We start from the raw sequence: 15,293 nt of genomic DNA, 5'->3' as shown, positions 1-15,293 counted from the left end.
CCTGCGCTCTCGTTGTTGCCGAGACGGCCCGGCCCCACAAGGGAGCGGGGGACACGGTAAACCGATTTTCGCAACCTGTGCTCTGTGTCCCGGGACCGCTACCCCCGGGTTCTTGCGGCCACGCTTGCATCGCACGGCCGCGCGCCCAAGATGGGACCGGCGGAACGACACCCCGGAGCGGACCTCATGGACGCGGTGCCATCGGATCTCCTGATGCAGGTGGAGGGCATGACCTGCGACGGCTGCGCGGCGGCGGTGGCCCGGGCGATCCAGCGTCTCGACCCCGACGCCCGGGTGGTGGTCGATCTGGACCACGGCCGCGTCGCGGTGACGACGACCGCCCAGGCCCTCACCATCGCGGAAGCCCTGACCGAGGCCGGCTACACGGCGAGCGCGATGACGGGATGAGGGAGGGGGGATCAGGGAGGGATGGCGGGACGCGGCGACACGCGCCTGATCCCAAACAAAATTTTGGCTGAGAATTCAAAATTTCCGACGCGCTTTTGCTTGTCCGTTCGCGCAGACTGGTGCGATCCATAGCGCATGGCCGTTCGGCCGATCCGCACGGCCCAACGTCGGCGGATCGGAGAATTCGGCGGCCGCCACGAACGCCACCGGAGGTGTTCGGCCCCGTGCCGGACGCAGCCGGGCCAAGAACAATCCGGGAGTGACGAAGAATGCCCTCAGATATCGAGATCGCGCGCGCGGCGACGCTTCAGCCGATCACCGAGGTCGCCGCCAGGATCGGCATCCCGGACGAGGCCCTGCACCCTTACGGGAAGCACATCGCCAAGATCGACCACGGCTTCATCAAGGCGCTGGAGGGCAAGCCCGAGGGCAAGCTCGTGCTCGTGACCGCGATCAGCCCGACGCCCGCGGGCGAGGGCAAGACCACCACCACGGTCGGCCTCGGCGACGCGCTCAACCGCATCGGCCAGAAGACCGTGATGTGCCTGCGCGAGCCCTCGCTGGGTCCCTGCTTCGGCATGAAGGGCGGAGCGGCCGGCGGCGGCAAGGCCCAGGTCGTGCCGATGGAGCAGATCAACCTGCACTTCACCGGCGATTTCCACGCCATCACCTCGGCGCACTCGCTCGCGGCCGCGCTGATCGACAACCACGTCTACTGGGCCAACGAGCTCAACATCGACGTGCGCCGCATCCACTGGCGCCGGGTGGTCGACATGAACGACCGCGCTTTGCGCGCCATCACCCAGTCCCTCGGCGGCGTCGCCAACGGCTTCCCGCGCGAGGACGGCTTCGACATCACCGTGGCCTCGGAAGTCATGGCGGTGTTCTGCCTCGCGCGTGACCTGGACGATCTCGAGGCGCGCCTCGGCCGCATCGTCATCGCCGAGACCCGCGACCGCAAGCCGGTGACTCTCAAGGACGTCAAGGCCACGGGCGCCATGACGGTGCTCCTCAAGGACGCGCTTCAGCCCAATCTCGTCCAGACCCTGGAGGGCAACCCGGCCCTCATCCATGGCGGACCCTTCGCCAACATCGCGCACGGCTGCAACTCGGTGATCGCCACCCGCGCCGGCCTGAAGCTCGGCGACTACGTGGTGACGGAAGCCGGCTTCGGCGCCGATCTCGGCGCGGAGAAGTTCATCGACATCAAGTGCCGGCAGGCGGGCCTCAAGCCCTCGGCGGTGGTCATCGTCGCCACCGTGCGCGCCCTCAAGATGCATGGCGGCGTCTCGAAGAAGGAACTCGGCTCCGAGAACCTCGACGCCCTGGAGAAGGGGTTCGCGAACCTCGCCCGCCACGTCACCAACGTGCGGAGCTTCGGCCTGCCGGTGGTGGTCGGCGTCAACCACTTCTACGCCGACACCGATGCCGAGCACGCCAAGCTGAAGGAACTCTGCCGCGACAAGCTCCAGGTCGAGGCGATCACCTGCAAGCACTGGGCGGAAGGGGGTGCCGGCGCCGAGGAGCTCGCGCACGCGGTGGTCAAATTGGCGGAGGGCGAGCAGAAGCCCCTGAGCTTCGCCTACGAGACCGAGACCAAGCTCACCGACAAGATCCGCGCCATCGCCACCAAGCTCTACGGCGCCGGGGACATCCAGGTGGAATCGAAGGCCGCCACCAAGCTCGCCCAGTTCGAGAAGGACGGCTACGGCAACCTGCCGGTCTGCATGGCCAAGACCCAGTACTCGTTCTCCACGGACCCGAACCTGATGGGCGCGCCCTCGGGCCACCTCATCGCGGTGCGCGACGTGCGCCTCTCGGCGGGCGCCGGCTTCGTGGTGGTGATCTGCGGTGAGATCATGACCATGCCGGGCCTGCCCAAGGTCCCGGCCTCGGAAGGCATCCACCTCGATGCCATCGGGCAGATCGAGGGGCTGTTCTAGCCTCGGGCGCCCGCCCCCGGAACGATCGCTTATGGCGGCACCACCTGGTTTCCGGATCCCGGGCTTCGCTGCGCGGACCCGGGATGACGGGGTGCCGGCACGGGCCGCCCGGGCGGCGAAGCGCCTTCTGCGCTTCCCGCCTCGTCCAGGGGAAGGGGGCATGTCATGCCCGGCGGGTGATCCGGCGCGCGGCCCGTGCTAGCCGGGGCGCATGATCGCACGTCACCCCGCGCCTCGCCCATGATCGGGTCCGACCGATGATTCCCTGGGTCGTCCTCGACACCGCGCCCATCCCGGGCGGGGCCGATTCCCTGCGGCTGCTGCAGCGGGGCAGCGAATTCTCGATCCAGCTCGGCCACAACGAGCTGATGAACAGCCGGCTCAGCGGCTCGGAGGAAGCGCTGGCGACCCTCACCGCCGCGCGGCTCGGGGCGCGCCGGAACGCGTGCTGGCTGATCGGCGGCTACGGCATGGGCTTCACGCTTCGTGCCGCCCTCGATGCCCTGCCGCCCGAGGCCGGCATCGTGCTGGCCGAACTCGTGCCGGCGGTGCTGGATTGGGGGCGCGGCCCCCTCGCGGCATTCTCGGCCGAGGCGCTCGCCGACGCGCGCGTCGACGCCCGGGTGGCCGACGTGGCCGGGCTGATCCGCGCAGGCCGGGCGGCCTACGATGCGATCCTGCTCGACGTCGACAACGGCCCCGACGGGCTGACCCGCAGCGCCAACGACCGCCTCTACGACGCCTCGGGCCTCGCGGCGGCGCGGGCGGCCCTGCGGCCCGGCGGGGTGCTGGCGGTGTGGTCGGCCCATCCCGATCCGGCCTTCACCCAGCGCCTGTCCCGGAGCGGCTTCACGGTGGAGGAGGTCGGCGTGCGGGCCGGGCGTTCGCGGGGCGCGCGCCACACCATCTGGCTCGCCGAGCGGCCCCGGCGCTGAGGCCGGGCCTCGGATGAGGAATTGTCAGGCGGAGGCGCGCCGGCGTTCGCGCTGGCGGTTCAGCCGGGTCGCGCCGTAGATTTCGGCGAGGTGACGCCGGGCGGCCTTGACCGGGGGAGCGTTGCGCTCCTCGCAGGCCGCCGTGATGATGCGCAGGGCATCGGCGACCGAGCGCGCGAGGCGCGCCTCGGCGACGGAGGCCTGGCCCGGCGCGCGATCGTTGGTCCTGATCCTGTCCATGTCTTCAGCCCCGCCTCGTGCCCGGTCGTCCTCTCGGGGACGATCCCGAAGCGGAGCATCGGCGGGGGGCGGGGCGGCAACATGGCAGCTTGGCCGTAAGCCGCGACCGCGAAGGTCGAGAGGGCGCGCCCTAGTCGCGGCCCTGGCCCTCGTTGAACTTGTCCCGGCAGGTGTACCCGACGAAGCACTTCGGGTTGTCGCGGGTGGTCTCCCAGGAGGGTTGGGTCGTCTCGGGCAGGGGGCAGAAGCCGCCGTCGCGGACGAAGCGCGCATAGGTGGCCGGTCCCGTGGTCATCACGACGGCGCCGGCCCGCGCCACCAGGGCGGACGCCTCGGCGCAGGTCAGTGCCGTGGTGTCGGGGCGTTCCTGCGCCCGCACGGAGCCGGGCAGCAGGGCGGCGCAGGCGAGCAGGGCAAGGCGGGGCGCGGAGGCGGACAGGCTCCGCCGGGAGAAGGCCGTCATGACGCGGGACCTCGGCGGCGGGCGCGGCGTGCGTGGCTCATGATAGCCCGCCCGTGCCGGGCGGCAAAGCCGGGCTCACGCCGCCGTGAGGGCGAGGGTGAAATCCACCGCCTCGGTGACGCCCTCCTGCCACAGGGAGACGGGAGTCGGCCGGGCGAGGTGCAGGGCCCCGTCGGCCTCGCCCCCCGTGATGCGCAGGTCCGCCCCGACCTTCGTGGCCAGCCCCCGCATCGGCCGGTTCCAGGCGAGGCAGCGCACGTGCAGGTCGCGCACGCCGCGATTGCGCGCGGCGGCGGCGATGCGGCGGAACAGGGCCTGGCCGAGCCCGTTGCGGCGATACGCCTTCTCCACCGCGAAGGCGGCCTCGGCCTCGATGCCGAGGGCGCGGCCCGGCATCGGGGCGCTCGCGGGACGCAACTCGCCGAGGCCCCGCAGGGTCCCGTCGACGAAGCACCCGAACATCAGGCCCTCCGCGTCCATGGCGCCGCGCGCATAGGTGAGGGCGGCCGCGTCGCTGAGTGCGCCCATGAAGCGGTTGGCGCGGGTCTCGGGGTCGAGCCGCAGGAAGTAGGTCTCCACCGCGGGGCCGTCGTTGGGCCACAGGCGGCGGACGATCGGGTGCAAGGTCGGCGGCAAGGTCGGGTGGGTGTCTGGCATCGGGTGCCGGTCTCCGGATGTGGGGCGCGCGTGGCGCGCCGGTTCCGGGCGTAGCCTCCCTCAAGGCTCTGCTGATCTGGCATCCCCACCGGGTTTGTGCAATGCAGCATTTTGACCGCCCGCGACGCGCGTCGTGCCGGCCGGAGGGGCCGGGCTTGATCCGGGACGGTGCCCACGTCAGACCGGTCCGGCCGAGCCGCGCGGGTCCGCCCACACATTCGTCGTCCGTCCCATAGGTCGCCCACCGTGAACGCCCCTTCGAATCCCGGTTCCGTTCCCCCCGGCCGCGCGCCGTCCAGCCATGCGGTGGCGGGCGCGGTTTCCCCAGGGCCGGTCTTCGAGCGCTACGAGGCCCTGGTCGCCGCCGGCGCCATCGAGCGCGATCCCGCGCAGGTCCACCTCGTGCGCGCCCTCGACCGGCTGGCGCAGGAACTCGGCCGGCGCAAGCGCGCCCGGAAGACCAGCGCGCTCGGTTGGCTCTTCGGGCGCCGGGACGATGCCGCCACGGCGCCGAAGGGGCTCTACATCTGGGGTTCGGTCGGGCGCGGCAAGACCATGCTGATGGACCTGTTCCACGAGTCGGCCCCCGAGCCGAAGCGCCGGGTCCATTTCCACGGCTTCCTCGCCGACGCGCACGAGCGCATCCACGCCCATCGTCAGGCCCTGAAGGCCGGCACGGCCAAGGGTGACGACCCGATCCCCGTGGTGGCGGATGCGCTGGCCGACGAGGCGACCTTGCTCTGCTTCGACGAGTTCACCGTCACCGACATCGCCGACGCGATGATCCTCGGGCGCCTGTTCGGGGCCCTGTTCAAGCGCGGTGTCACGGTGGTGGCGACCTCCAACGTCGAGCCCGACCGGCTCTACGAGGGCGGCCTCAACCGCGCGCTGTTCCTGCCCTTCATCGCCGAGTTGCAGGAGCGGGTGGACGTGCTGCGCCTCGATTCCCGCACGGATTTCCGGCTGGAGAAGCTCGGCGGCGCCTCCGTCTACCACGTCCCGGCGGATGCCGATGCGAACGCGGCGCTCGCCCGCGCCTTCAAGGGCCTCACGGGCAAGGCGAAGGGCCGTCCCGCCACCCTCCGGGTGAAGGGGCACGACGTGGCGGTGCCGGAGGAGACCGGCGGCGTCGCCCGCTTCACCTTCGCGGACCTCTGCGCCCAGCCGCTGGGCGCCTCCGACTACATGGCGGTGGCGCGCGCCTTCCACACCGTCATCGTGGCGGACATTCCCGTGATGGGGCCGGACAACCGCAACGAGGCCAAGCGCTTCATCACGCTGGTGGACACCCTCTACGACGCCCACGTGAAGCTCCTCGCCTCGGCGGCGGCCGAGCCGCAGGACCTCTACACCGCCACGGAAGGGCGCGAGGCCTTCGAGTTCGACCGCACGGTCTCGCGCCTCATCGAGATGCGCTCGTCGGAATATCTCGCCCTGCCGCACGGGGCGGGCGATTCCGGGGCCTCGGGGTCGAGCACCGGCCTCGTCGAGACCTGAGAAAGCCGGTAAAGGAAACGGTTTTCCGGCGCTTCCGGGAAAGCCGGCATAAACAACCTCCGAGCCGGCCTCGCGGATCACACAGTATTCCCCGCTCCGTGCGTAACGGCACATGAAGGCCGGATCGGCGCGCCCGTGACGGATGACGGCGCCGGTGTCCGGTTGCACCGCGGCAGCCCCGGCGCTTACTTGTATTCATTCCGAGGTACGGGGCGTGGGGGCTTCGTGCGCTGCGACGGCCCGCCTGCGCGAGGCCGGATCCGCCGCCGTGCTTCAGGACACTTCGAAGCGGCACGGCGGCCCTGCCGCCCGTGGCCGCCGCCCGACGCCCGACATGTGACCCCGACGGCCTCCCGCCGCTCCACGGATTGGCGTGACGCCGATCCCGACCGGCCCGTGGCCTGATCGATGACAGGATACACCGATGATCAAACTGACCGTGAACGGAGCTGAACGCAGCTTCGACGGCGACCCCGACATGCCGCTGTTGTGGTACCTGCGCGACGAGGTCGGGCTCACCGGAACCAAGTTCGGCTGCGGCGCCGCCCTGTGCGGCGCCTGCACCATCCATGTGGGCGGCACGGCCGTGCGCGGCTGCGTCACCCCCGTCTCGGCCGCCGAGGGGCAGGCCGTCGTCACCATCGAGGGCCTGTCCCCCGACGGCAACCACCCGGTCCAGGTGGCCTGGCGCGACCTCAACGTGGCGCAATGCGGCTACTGCCAGTGCGGGCAGATGATGCAGGCCGCCTCGCTGCTCACCGACACCCCGAAGCCCACCGATGCGCAGATCGACGAGGCGATGAGCGGGAACCTGTGCCGTTGCGGCACCTATCCGCGCATCCGCGCCGCGATCCACCAGGCTGCCGGCCAAGTGTCCGGTGCCGGCCAGAAGCCCGCCGCCAATACGGGAGAGCGCCTGTGATCCACGAAGCCCAGACCATGGCGGATCTCGCCACCGCGCCGGCCGAGGCCTCGCCCGATTCCGGCGCTTCCTCCAGCGCCCTCGCCAATGTCAGCCGCCGCGCCATGCTCGGCGGCATGGGGGCCCTGGTGCTCGCCCTCTCGTGGCGTGATCCCGCGCGCGCCGAGGACAAGAAGGACGAGGGTCCGAAAAAATACGGCGCCGATGCCATGCCGCATGGCTGGCAGGACGACCCGAAGGTGTTCGTGGCGATTGCCCCCGACGGCACCGTGACGGTGACCTGCCACCGCTCCGAGATGGGCCAGGGCGTGCGCACCTCGATCGCCCTCGTGGTGGCCGACGAGCTCGAGGCCGACTGGTCCAAGGTGAAGGTCGCCCAGGCCTGGGGCGACGAAGCCCGCTTCGGCAACCAGGACACCGACGGCTCGCGCAGCTTGCGCCACTTCTTCCCGCACCTGCGCCATGCGGGCGCGGCTGCCAAAGCCATGCTGGTCCAGGCCGCCGCCCGGCAGTGGGGCGTGCCGGCGGGCGAGGTGAAGGCCGAGAACCACCTGATCACCCACGCCAGGTCCAAGCGGACCCTGGGCTACGGCGAGGTCGCGGCGGCGGCCGCCGAACTGTCGGTGCCGGCCCGCGAGAGCGTGACCCTGAAGAAGCCGGAGGCCTTCCGCTACATCGGCAAGGGCAAGATCGGCCTCATCGACAACCACGACTTCACCGTCGGCCGGGCGATGTACGGCATCGACACCCGCCTCGAGGGGATGCTCTACGCGCTGGTCGCCCGCCCGCCGGTCTTCGGCGGCAAGGTGGTGAGCTACGACGACACCGAGGCCAAGAAGGTCGCGGGCGTGGTGAAGATCTTCCAGATCGACGCACCGGAAATCCCGTCCGAGTTCCAGCCCATCGGCGGCGTCGCGGTGATCGCGAAGAACACCTGGGCGGCCATGAAGGCCCGCGATGCCCTGAAGATCACCTGGGACGACGGCCCGAACGCCCATTACGATTCCGTCGCCTTCCGGGGCGAACTGGAGAAGGCCGCGCGCGCGCCCGGCAAGGTCGTGCGCGACCAGGGCGACGTCGCGGGCGCGATGGCCAAGGCCAAGACGAAGCTGGAGGCCGAGTACTTCGTGCCCCACCTCGTTCAGGCTCCGATGGAGCCGCCGGCCGCCACCGTGCGGATCAAGGACGGGTTCTGCGAGGCCTGGGCCTGCACGCAGGCGCCCCAGGCGACGCATGACCGCCTCGCCAAGAAGCTGAACCTGCCCGCCGACAAGGTGCGGGTGAACGTGACGCTCCTCGGCGGCGGGTTCGGCCGCAAGTCGAAGCCCGATTACGTGGTGGAAGCGGCCCTCTGCAGCCAGGCCGTGGACGGCGCAGCCGTCAAGCTGATCTGGACCCGCGAGGACGACCTCCACCACGGCTACTACCACACCATCTCGGTGGAGCGGCTGGAGGCCGGGCTCGACGACAAGGGCATGCCGGTCGCCTGGCTGCACCGCTCGGCCGCGCCCACCATCGGCTCGATCTTCGCACCCGACCCCAAGCACGAGCTGCCCTTCGAGCTCGGCATGGGTCTGACCAACACGCCGTTCGCCGTGCCCAACATCCGCCTTGAGAACCCGGCGGCGGATGCCCACGTGCGCATCGGCTGGTTTCGCTCGGTCTCGAACATCCCGCACGCCTTCGCGATCCAGTCCTTCGTCTCGGAACTCGCCCACGCGGCGGGGCGCGACCCGAAGGAGTACCTGCTCGCGCTGATCGGTCCCGACCGGATCATCGACCCGACGACGATCGGCGACGTCTGGAACTACGGCGAGGACCCGGCCCGCTATCCGATCGAGACGGCGCGCCTGCGCCGGGTCATCGAGACGGCGGCCAAGGGGATCGGCTGGGGTCGCAAGATGGCGAAGGGCACGGGTCTGGGCATCGCCGGCCATTACAGCTTCGTCACCCACACGGCGGTGGCGGCGGAGGTGGCGGTCGGCCCCAAGGGCGAGGTGCAGGTCAAGCGCGTCGACATCGCCGTCGATTGCGGGCCGCAGGTCAACCCGGAGCGGGTGCGCTCGCAGATGGAGGGCGCGGTCGTCATGGGCATGGGCCTCGCGCTCTCGGCCGAGATCACCTTCAAGGACGGGCGCGCGCAGCAGAACAACTTCGACGGCTACGAGATCACCCGCATCGACGCCGCGCCGAAGGAGATCCACGTCCACCTGCTGCCGAACGCGGATTACAACCGTCCCCTCGGCGGCGTCGGCGAGCCCGGCGTCCCCCCCGTGGCCCCGGCGATCGCCAACGCGATCTTCGCCGCCACGGGCCGGCGCATCCGGCAATTGCCGATTCGCGACCAGCTCAGCGCCTGAGCGCGGCCGCGACCGCCCGCGCCGGGTTCGTCCCCGGCGCGGGGTTTCGCGCGTGGCCGAGCCGAATCGCGGGACGCGCGGCGTGTTTTCATGCGGCCGGAGGGAGCCCGGTCGCGATCCAGATGGTTGACCACCGGACGGAGGCGCGCCCGGTCGGGCCGACCTCGCTCACAGGATCAAGGACAGCGATCGATGACGCGTTTCGTGTGGCTTGCCGCCGGATTTATCGCCGCCGGATCTGTCGTCGGCGCGGCGCCCGTCCTCGCCTCTCCCTGCGGGGACCGGATCGCCAAGCTCGACGGTCCGGTGAAGGATCTGGCCAAGGAGGCGATCTCCGCCAACACCAGCGGCAAGGCCACGGCCAGCGCCCGGAGCGGCCAGGGCGTGACGGGGAGCGGGGGAAGTGCCGCGGCGGAAGCGGCCTCGCCGGAGAAATCGGCCGAGGCCGGCCAGGGCGGCGACAAGGCGATGCAGGCGAAGGTGGCGCTGGACGAGGCGCGCACGGCCGACAAGAAGGGGGATGCGAAGGCGTGCGGCGAGGCGGTCGACCGGGCGCAGGCTCAGGTGGACGGCGCACCCTGAATCAGGTCTCCGAGGCGGCTCGCGAACCGCGCGCGCCGCGGGCCGGCGCGATGGACGTACGGGGCGGCGGCACCATCCGCCCCGCCTCCGGCGACAGGGGATTTCAGGCGCTGGCCAGGGCGGCGAGGGCGTGGTCGTTGCCGTTCAGGCCGGCGCAGAGGTCGTCGATCTCGGCAATGTCGAGAGCCTCTCCGGACTCGCTCGCAATCGCATCGATCAAATGATCCTGATAAGGACTGAAGGGATGTCCCTGGAGTCTATAGAATTGATAGTAGCGAAGCGCGGCTAATACAGCATCACGTTCCCGATCTGTAATGGTAATATTCTGCATGCCGGTTATAATTCCCGTTGTTGGTTGCGGGAGATCGAAAAACAACCACTCTGCGGCGCCGTGAGCTTGGATGTTGTAATCGAGATCGGCCGGATTCGTCCACAACCGGAAACGCTTCGTTAGCCGTTTCAGCGAACGTCCGAGGCGATCGGATCGCCACAAGTCATTGGCGCGACGCCCTTTCCCGAGGGTGGTCGGCGGCGCGGTTTTTTTTAATGCTCCGAGGCGAACAAATGCGGTTGACAACATTTGTCTGGGCCCCGCCTCGAGGGCCGGTCCGGCGTGCCGGATCATCAAATCATCCTTAACCGGATCGTGACAGCCTCCTGGCCTCAGTCGGCCACATCCTGCTTCCGGCAGGGTGACACCGGCGCGGCCGGAACCTCTTCCATGTCCAAGAGCCGAAGCGACTGTTCTCACACGACGGACGCCGCGCGGCCGGGTCCGCCTCCCCTCAATGCGGGCATCCGGCGCCATCTCGGCCTCAGCCTGCGGACCTTCTACGCCGACATGCTGTCCGAGCCGCCGGGCGCGCGGATCGAGGCGCTGCTGACCCGCCTCGGCAAGATGAAGCGCTAGGAGTCCGTCCGCGGAACGCGTTCCCGTGCTGGGATGCGCGTCGAAGTCCGGGCCGACCTGGGCGTCGGTCTTTAGGCTCAGGGTCCGGCCTTTGCCAGCTTGAGGAGGTTGTGGGCGGTGCGGATCATCGCCCATTCGCCTCGGACCTGATCGCGCCCGCACAGCGGGAACCGGCGGACGCCTCTGGCTTGCTCGATCTGCCCGAACACCGGCTCGACGGCGTCGGTCACCAGCCGATGCGCCAAGCTGATCCGATGCGCGGCATCCACGGCGATCCGGCCGCTGCAGCCCTGCACGAACCCGTCGCGGGCGGGCAGGATGCGGCTGTCCGGGCCGGTGACGTCGCGCCCGGTCCGGCGGATCGCCGTCCTCGCCGCGTCGGGGACGACCCCGCCAGCGCATGCCCGAGGACGCACCCGGCCCGCTCGCGTGCTTCGCGTCCTTCGTACTGCGTATGCGTGCGATCGACAGTCCGATGCTCCGGGGACCCGCGCCCGCCGGCCCGCGTCGTGGTAATCGGGCGCTCGACCCGCAGACACACCTTCCGGCACCGGCGCGCATGGAACCCCATACCGATCTCTGGCTGGCCGCGAGCATCGTGGCGATCTCGCTGCTGCTCTCGGCCTTCTTCGCGGGGGCCGAGACCGCCTTCACGGCGGCGTCCCGCGCCCGGATGCTCGCCCTGGAGAATGCCGGCGACCTGCGCGCCCGCCTCGTCAACGCCATCCTGGCGCGCCGCGAGCGCTTCATCGGCGCCATGCTCATCGGCTACAACATCGTGGCCATCGGCGCCTCGGCGTTCACCACGAGCGTGCTCACCACGCTGTTCGGCAAGAGCGGCGTGCTCTACGCCACCGGCGTGATGTCGGTGCTCGTCATCATCTTCGCGGAGGTGCTGCCCAAGACCCTGGCCATCAACAAGCCGGACAGCGCCGCGCTGCTCATGGCCCGGCCCGTGGCCTTCGCGGTGGCGCTGCTGGGGCCGGCGGCCATCGCCATCGAGGCGCTGGTGCGCGGTATGCTCCGGCCCTTCGGCATCCGGATCGGCGAGCGCCAGACCATCCTCTCGGCCAGCGACGAGATCCGGGGCCAGGTCGCCCTGCTCCATCGGGAGGGCGGCGTCGCCAAGGCCGAGCGCGACATGCTCGGCGGCCTCCTCGACCTCTCCGAGCTGACGGTCTCGGAGGTGATGGTCCACCGCACCAAGATGCGCACCATCGACGCCGACCTGCCCTCGGAGGAGATCGTGCGCGCGGTCCTGGCCTCGCCCTACACGCGCATGCCGCTCTGGCGCGGCACCTCGGAGAACATCGTCGGCGTGCTGCACGCCAAGGATCTGCTGCGCGCCCTCGATGCCGCCGGCGGCGACGCCTCGGGCCTCAAGGTGGAGGCCCTGGCCCTGGAGACGTGGTTCGTGCCCGACACCACGTCGCTGCGCGACCAGCTCAAGGCCTTCCTGACCAAGAAGACCCACTTCGCCCTCGTGGTCGACGAGTACGGCGAGGTGATGGGCCTCGTCACCCTGGAGGACATCCTGGAGGAGATCGTCGGCGACATCGCCGACGAGCACGACGTGACGGTCTCCGGCGTCCGGCCCCAGGGCGACGGCTCGGTGAACGCCGACGGCGGCGTGCCGATCCGCGACCTCAACCGCGCCATGGACTGGGACCTGCCCGACGACGAGGCCACCACCATCGCGGGGCTCGTCATCCACGAGGCCCGGGCCATTCCCGACACCGGCACCGCCTTCAACTTCCACGGCTTCCGCTTCCAGGTGCTGCGCAAGGCCCGCAACCGCATCACCGCCCTGCGCATCACGCCGCTCGGACCCAACCCGCGCAAGACGGAGTCGTAGGATCTCGGACCAGACCTCGACGCGACCGCGTATCGGCCCTTGGAATCCGGGCCGTCGGACGAGTCGGTTTCACGGAACGGGGCGTTTCGAGCGCGGGCGCGGCCGAGAGGGAGGCTGTCGCAAACGTGATCGATGCGCGCCGCGTGTCCAACTCTGAGTAACCTCGTCGGTGTAACGTCGCGCGACGCGACCGGAATGCCGGCGCGGAGGCCATCGATCACCGAGCGGATGAGGGGAGCGGAACCGGTCGATGCTGCTCGACGCTCCGACATTGCTGCTGGTGACGGTGATCCTGACCTTCATGGTCGGGAGCTTGTTTCTGCTGTCCTGGAGTCAGGCGCGGCACGTTCACGCCCTGTCGATCTGGGGAGCCGCGCACATCGCCGGCGCGATGGCGTCGACCCTCCTGGTCTTGCGCGGCACGATCCCGGATTGGATCTCGATCGGGGTCGCCAACGGTGTGATGATCGGCGCCTATGGCCTGATCTGGACCGGAACGCGCGCCTTCGAGGGCCGCTCCTCCCGCCTCGTCCCGATCGCGGCGGCCGTGGCCCTCTGGGGCGGCGCCTGCCTGATCCCGACCTTCTACGCGTCGCTGCCCGCTCGGGTCATGCTGGCCTCGGGCCTGGCCGGAAGTTTCTGTCTCCTGGCGGCACGGGAGATCTGGCGCGCGCGGGCCGAGCGCCTGGTCTCGCGCTATCCCGGCGTCGCGCTCCTGCTGCTCTACACCGCCGCCTATTGGGTCCGCATACCGCTCGCCATCGTGGCCCCGCCGAAGGTCGGCCCGAACCCGCTGCAATCTCCCTGGCTGACGTTCCTGTGCCTCATCGGCATGCTCTTCACCCTGGCGATCGCCTTCGTGTTCATGTCGCTGACGAAGGAACGCGCCGAGCACCTGCAGCGCCTGGCCGCCGATACGGACGCCCTGACCGGCATCCTGAGCCGGCGCGCCTTCGTGACCCGGGCGGAGGCCGCCCTGGCGGCGCAGGGTCGGACCGTGACGCTGCTGCTGTTCGACCTCGACCACTTCAAGCGCATCAACGACCTGCATGGCCACGCGGTGGGCGACGGCGTCCTGGTCGGCTTCTGTCACACGGTGACGGCCCTGCTTCCGCCCGGCGCGGTCTTCGGCCGGATGGGCGGCGAGGAATTCGCCTGCCTGCTCATGGGCCCGACGCCGGACGAGGCCATGGCCCAGGCCGAGTTCCTGCGCCGGGCCGTGGCACGGATCGCGGTGCCGGACCTGCCGCACCTCGCGGTGAGCGTCAGCATCGGCTTGGCGAATGCCGATCTCGGGGCCGCGAAGACGGGTCCGCCGCGCGGTCTCGACGCGCTGCTCCGGCGTGCCGATGCCGCGCTCTACCGGGCCAAGCACAACGGACGGGACCGCAGCGAAGCCGCCCCGGCCGCGTGGCGCCGGGTGGCGTGACGGCGCCTACGGGGCCTTCGGGGCCGGCGTCGCCGCGGGCGCCGGTGCCGCGGCCGTGCGCTCGATCTTGGCGCCCTCGCGCAGCTTCAGGATCAGGTCCTGCTGCGTCTTGCGGGTGATGTACTGGTCCACCTGCTCCTTCATCTCGGCGAAGCTGGGCACCGGCTTGGTGCGCTTCTCCTCGAGCTTGATCACGTGCCAGCCGAACTGGGTCTTGACCGGGTCCGAGACTTGGCCGGCATTCATCTTGAACGCCGCCTCGGCGAAGGGCGCGACCATGCGCTCCTTGGTGAACCAGCCGAGGTCGCCGCCCTCGGCCTTCGAGCCCGGATCCTTCGAGACCTCGCCCGCGACCTTGGCGAAATCCTCGCCGCCCTTGATGCGCGCGGCGATCTTCTTGGCCTCGTCCTCGCTCTCCACCAGGATGTGGCGGGCATGGACCTCCTCTTCCGGCTTCATGGCCTTGACGGTCTGGTCGTAGAGGGCCTTGGCCGCCTCCGGTGTGGCCGCCTTCTTGGCCTCGCGCTCCAGGTACTCGTCGAGGAGGAGCTTGTCCCGGAAGTAGGCGAGCTTGCGCTGGAAGTCCGGCGAATCGCCGATCTTGGCGGCTTCCGCCGCCTGGGCGCCGACCTTGAGATCGACCATGTAGTCGATGAGCAGGGTCTTCTTCTGGGCGTCGTCGACCCCCGGCAGCGACAGGGCCGGGTCCTCTCCCGCGATGGCGAGGTCGCCCGCGGTGATCGGCGCCCCGTTCACCTTCGCGACCACCGTCTCGGGCGCCACCGGCGCGGCGGCGGGTGCCGCGGGCGCGGCCGGTGTCCCGGCGGGGGCCTGCGCCCGCGCCGAGGCCAGGGGCAGGCCCAGCGCCAGAGCCACGGCGCCCGTGCGCAGAAGGCCCGAGCGCGAGAGAGACTTGATCATCGTCATCGTGGCGTCCTTGATCGTGGCGTCTTGGGAGCGCCGCCCGCGTCCCGGCTCTTTCCGGCCGGAGGTCGTCGCGTGGGGCAGTCGAGCGGGGAGGGCGGCGGGGAGCCGCCGCGGTTCCGACCGCGACATCAGGTGGCGCGCCGAGGGGGCGAAGGCAAGCGCGGC

At 70.5% G+C, this 15,293-nt stretch carries 15 protein-coding genes and 1 pseudogene; 10 read left to right on the top strand and 6 right to left on the bottom strand.

Annotated elements, in window-relative coordinates; all coding sequences use genetic code 11:
- Nucleotides 1–186: 186 nt before the first annotated feature.
- The 3 genes from MKK54_RS08010 to MKK54_RS08000 all read left to right on the top strand — a co-directional run bounded on the left by MKK54_RS08010 (nucleotide 187) and on the right by MKK54_RS08000 (nucleotide 3,286).
- Nucleotides 187–408 (top strand): heavy-metal-associated domain-containing protein, encoded by a 222-nt coding sequence (locus tag MKK54_RS08010; RefSeq protein ID WP_244010258.1) that lies wholly within the window; start codon nucleotides 187–189, stop codon nucleotides 406–408.
- A 269-nt stretch (nucleotides 409–677) separates the two neighbouring features.
- A complete protein-coding gene (locus tag MKK54_RS08005; RefSeq protein WP_244010257.1) occupies nucleotides 678–2,351 on the top strand; it encodes a formate--tetrahydrofolate ligase in 1,674 nt (557 codons plus the stop codon).
- Nucleotides 2,352–2,608: 257 nt separating this feature from the next.
- Nucleotides 2,609–3,286: a spermidine synthase gene (locus tag MKK54_RS08000; RefSeq protein ID WP_244010256.1), complete on the top strand. Its 678-nt coding sequence runs from the start codon at nucleotides 2,609–2,611 to the stop codon at nucleotides 3,284–3,286.
- 24 nt (nucleotides 3,287–3,310) lie between these two features.
- Here the strand turns inward: MKK54_RS08000 and MKK54_RS07995 are convergent, their stop codons facing one another.
- From MKK54_RS07995 to MKK54_RS07985, 3 genes are all read right to left on the bottom strand, one after another.
- Complete coding sequence (locus tag MKK54_RS07995) at nucleotides 3,311–3,526, bottom strand: hypothetical protein (RefSeq protein WP_244010255.1); 216 nt, start codon at nucleotides 3,524–3,526, stop codon at nucleotides 3,311–3,313.
- Between the two features lie 130 nt (nucleotides 3,527–3,656).
- Complete coding sequence (locus MKK54_RS07990; RefSeq protein WP_244010254.1) at nucleotides 3,657–3,989, bottom strand: hypothetical protein; 333 nt, start codon at nucleotides 3,987–3,989, stop codon at nucleotides 3,657–3,659.
- 75 nt (nucleotides 3,990–4,064) lie between these two features.
- A complete protein-coding gene (locus MKK54_RS07985; RefSeq protein ID WP_244010253.1) occupies nucleotides 4,065–4,646 on the bottom strand; it encodes a GNAT family N-acetyltransferase in 582 nt (193 codons plus the stop codon).
- A 306-nt stretch (nucleotides 4,647–4,952) separates the two neighbouring features.
- On the opposite strand from MKK54_RS07985, the gene zapE reads away from it, so the two are divergent.
- From zapE to MKK54_RS07965, 4 genes are all read left to right on the top strand, one after another.
- Nucleotides 4,953–6,143, top strand: a complete 1,191-nt coding sequence (zapE, locus tag MKK54_RS07980; RefSeq protein WP_244010337.1) for a cell division protein ZapE — start codon at nucleotides 4,953–4,955, stop codon at nucleotides 6,141–6,143.
- Nucleotides 6,144–6,567: 424 nt separating this feature from the next.
- Nucleotides 6,568–7,065 (top strand): (2Fe-2S)-binding protein, encoded by a 498-nt coding sequence (locus MKK54_RS07975; protein ID WP_244010252.1) that lies wholly within the window; start codon nucleotides 6,568–6,570, stop codon nucleotides 7,063–7,065.
- A complete protein-coding gene (locus MKK54_RS07970) occupies nucleotides 7,062–9,425 on the top strand; it encodes a xanthine dehydrogenase family protein molybdopterin-binding subunit (protein WP_244010251.1) in 2,364 nt (787 codons plus the stop codon). The genes MKK54_RS07975 and MKK54_RS07970 overlap by 4 nt, the downstream gene beginning before the upstream one ends.
- 192 nt (nucleotides 9,426–9,617) lie before the next feature.
- Nucleotides 9,618–10,007 carry a hypothetical protein gene (locus tag MKK54_RS07965; protein ID WP_244010250.1) on the top strand — a complete coding sequence of 130 codons (390 nt, stop codon included), beginning with the start codon at nucleotides 9,618–9,620 and terminating at the stop codon, nucleotides 10,005–10,007.
- Between the two features lie 103 nt (nucleotides 10,008–10,110).
- On the opposite strand, the gene MKK54_RS24645 is transcribed toward MKK54_RS07965, so the two are convergent.
- Nucleotides 10,111–10,338, bottom strand: coding sequence for a hypothetical protein (locus MKK54_RS24645; protein WP_313898378.1), 228 nt, complete (start codon nucleotides 10,336–10,338; stop codon nucleotides 10,111–10,113).
- Nucleotides 10,339–10,728: 390 nt separating this feature from the next.
- Between MKK54_RS24645 and MKK54_RS07955 the strand changes: the two genes are divergently transcribed.
- On the top strand, nucleotides 10,729–10,917 hold the full coding sequence (locus MKK54_RS07955) for a hypothetical protein (RefSeq protein WP_244010248.1): 189 nt from the start codon (nucleotides 10,729–10,731) through the stop codon (nucleotides 10,915–10,917).
- A 77-nt stretch (nucleotides 10,918–10,994) separates the two neighbouring features.
- On the opposite strand, the pseudogene MKK54_RS07950 reads toward MKK54_RS07955, so the two are convergent.
- Nucleotides 10,995–11,358: pseudogene (locus tag MKK54_RS07950) on the bottom strand (transposase); the annotation flags it as partial.
- 118 nt (nucleotides 11,359–11,476) lie between these two features.
- On the opposite strand from MKK54_RS07950, the gene MKK54_RS07945 reads away from it, so the two are divergent.
- Complete coding sequence (locus MKK54_RS07945; RefSeq protein WP_244010247.1) at nucleotides 11,477–12,772, top strand: HlyC/CorC family transporter; 1,296 nt, start codon at nucleotides 11,477–11,479, stop codon at nucleotides 12,770–12,772.
- 250 nt (nucleotides 12,773–13,022) lie between these two features.
- The gene (locus MKK54_RS07940) at nucleotides 13,023–14,201 is read left to right on the top strand and encodes a sensor domain-containing diguanylate cyclase (RefSeq protein WP_244010246.1); all 1,179 of its coding nucleotides are present in this window, start codon (nucleotides 13,023–13,025) and stop codon (nucleotides 14,199–14,201) included.
- A 6-nt stretch (nucleotides 14,202–14,207) separates the two neighbouring features.
- Here MKK54_RS07940 and MKK54_RS07935 read toward each other — a convergent pair whose 3' ends face one another.
- Nucleotides 14,208–15,128, bottom strand: a complete 921-nt coding sequence (locus tag MKK54_RS07935; RefSeq protein WP_244010245.1) for a peptidylprolyl isomerase — start codon at nucleotides 15,126–15,128, stop codon at nucleotides 14,208–14,210.
- Between the last annotated feature and the right edge of the window lie 165 nt (nucleotides 15,129–15,293).

Origin of the sequence: Methylobacterium sp. J-068 (assembly GCF_022829445.1) — a bacterium.
In the GTDB taxonomy this organism is placed as follows: domain Bacteria; phylum Pseudomonadota; class Alphaproteobacteria; order Rhizobiales; family Beijerinckiaceae; genus Methylobacterium.
This window is presented reverse-complemented; position numbering and strand designations above follow the sequence as displayed.

Bases quoted from the DNA above. Each gene is read 5' to 3' on its own strand.
- MKK54_RS24645 (WP_313898378.1), bottom strand. From the start codon at position 10,338: ATGCAGAATATTACCATTACAGATCGGGAACGTGATGCTGTATTAGCC.
- MKK54_RS07990 (WP_244010254.1), bottom strand. From the start codon at position 3,989: ATGACGGCCTTCTCCCGGCGGAGCCTGTCCGCCTCCGCGCCCCGCCTT.
- MKK54_RS07995 (WP_244010255.1), bottom strand. From the start codon at position 3,526: ATGGACAGGATCAGGACCAACGATCGCGCGCCGGGCCAGGCCTCCGTC.
- MKK54_RS07935 (WP_244010245.1), bottom strand. From the start codon at position 15,128: ATGACGATGATCAAGTCTCTCTCGCGCTCGGGCCTTCTGCGCACGGGC.
- MKK54_RS07965 (WP_244010250.1), top strand. From the start codon at position 9,618: ATGACGCGTTTCGTGTGGCTTGCCGCCGGATTTATCGCCGCCGGATCT.
- MKK54_RS08010 (WP_244010258.1), top strand. From the start codon at position 187: ATGGACGCGGTGCCATCGGATCTCCTGATGCAGGTGGAGGGCATGACC.
- MKK54_RS08000 (WP_244010256.1), top strand. From the start codon at position 2,609: ATGATTCCCTGGGTCGTCCTCGACACCGCGCCCATCCCGGGCGGGGCC.
- MKK54_RS08005 (WP_244010257.1), top strand. From the start codon at position 678: ATGCCCTCAGATATCGAGATCGCGCGCGCGGCGACGCTTCAGCCGATC.
- MKK54_RS07985 (WP_244010253.1), bottom strand. From the start codon at position 4,646: ATGCCAGACACCCACCCGACCTTGCCGCCGACCTTGCACCCGATCGTC.
- MKK54_RS07975 (WP_244010252.1), top strand. From the start codon at position 6,568: ATGATCAAACTGACCGTGAACGGAGCTGAACGCAGCTTCGACGGCGAC.
- MKK54_RS07940 (WP_244010246.1), top strand. From the start codon at position 13,023: ATGCTGCTCGACGCTCCGACATTGCTGCTGGTGACGGTGATCCTGACC.
- MKK54_RS07945 (WP_244010247.1), top strand. From the start codon at position 11,477: ATGGAACCCCATACCGATCTCTGGCTGGCCGCGAGCATCGTGGCGATC.
- MKK54_RS07955 (WP_244010248.1), top strand. From the start codon at position 10,729: ATGTCCAAGAGCCGAAGCGACTGTTCTCACACGACGGACGCCGCGCGG.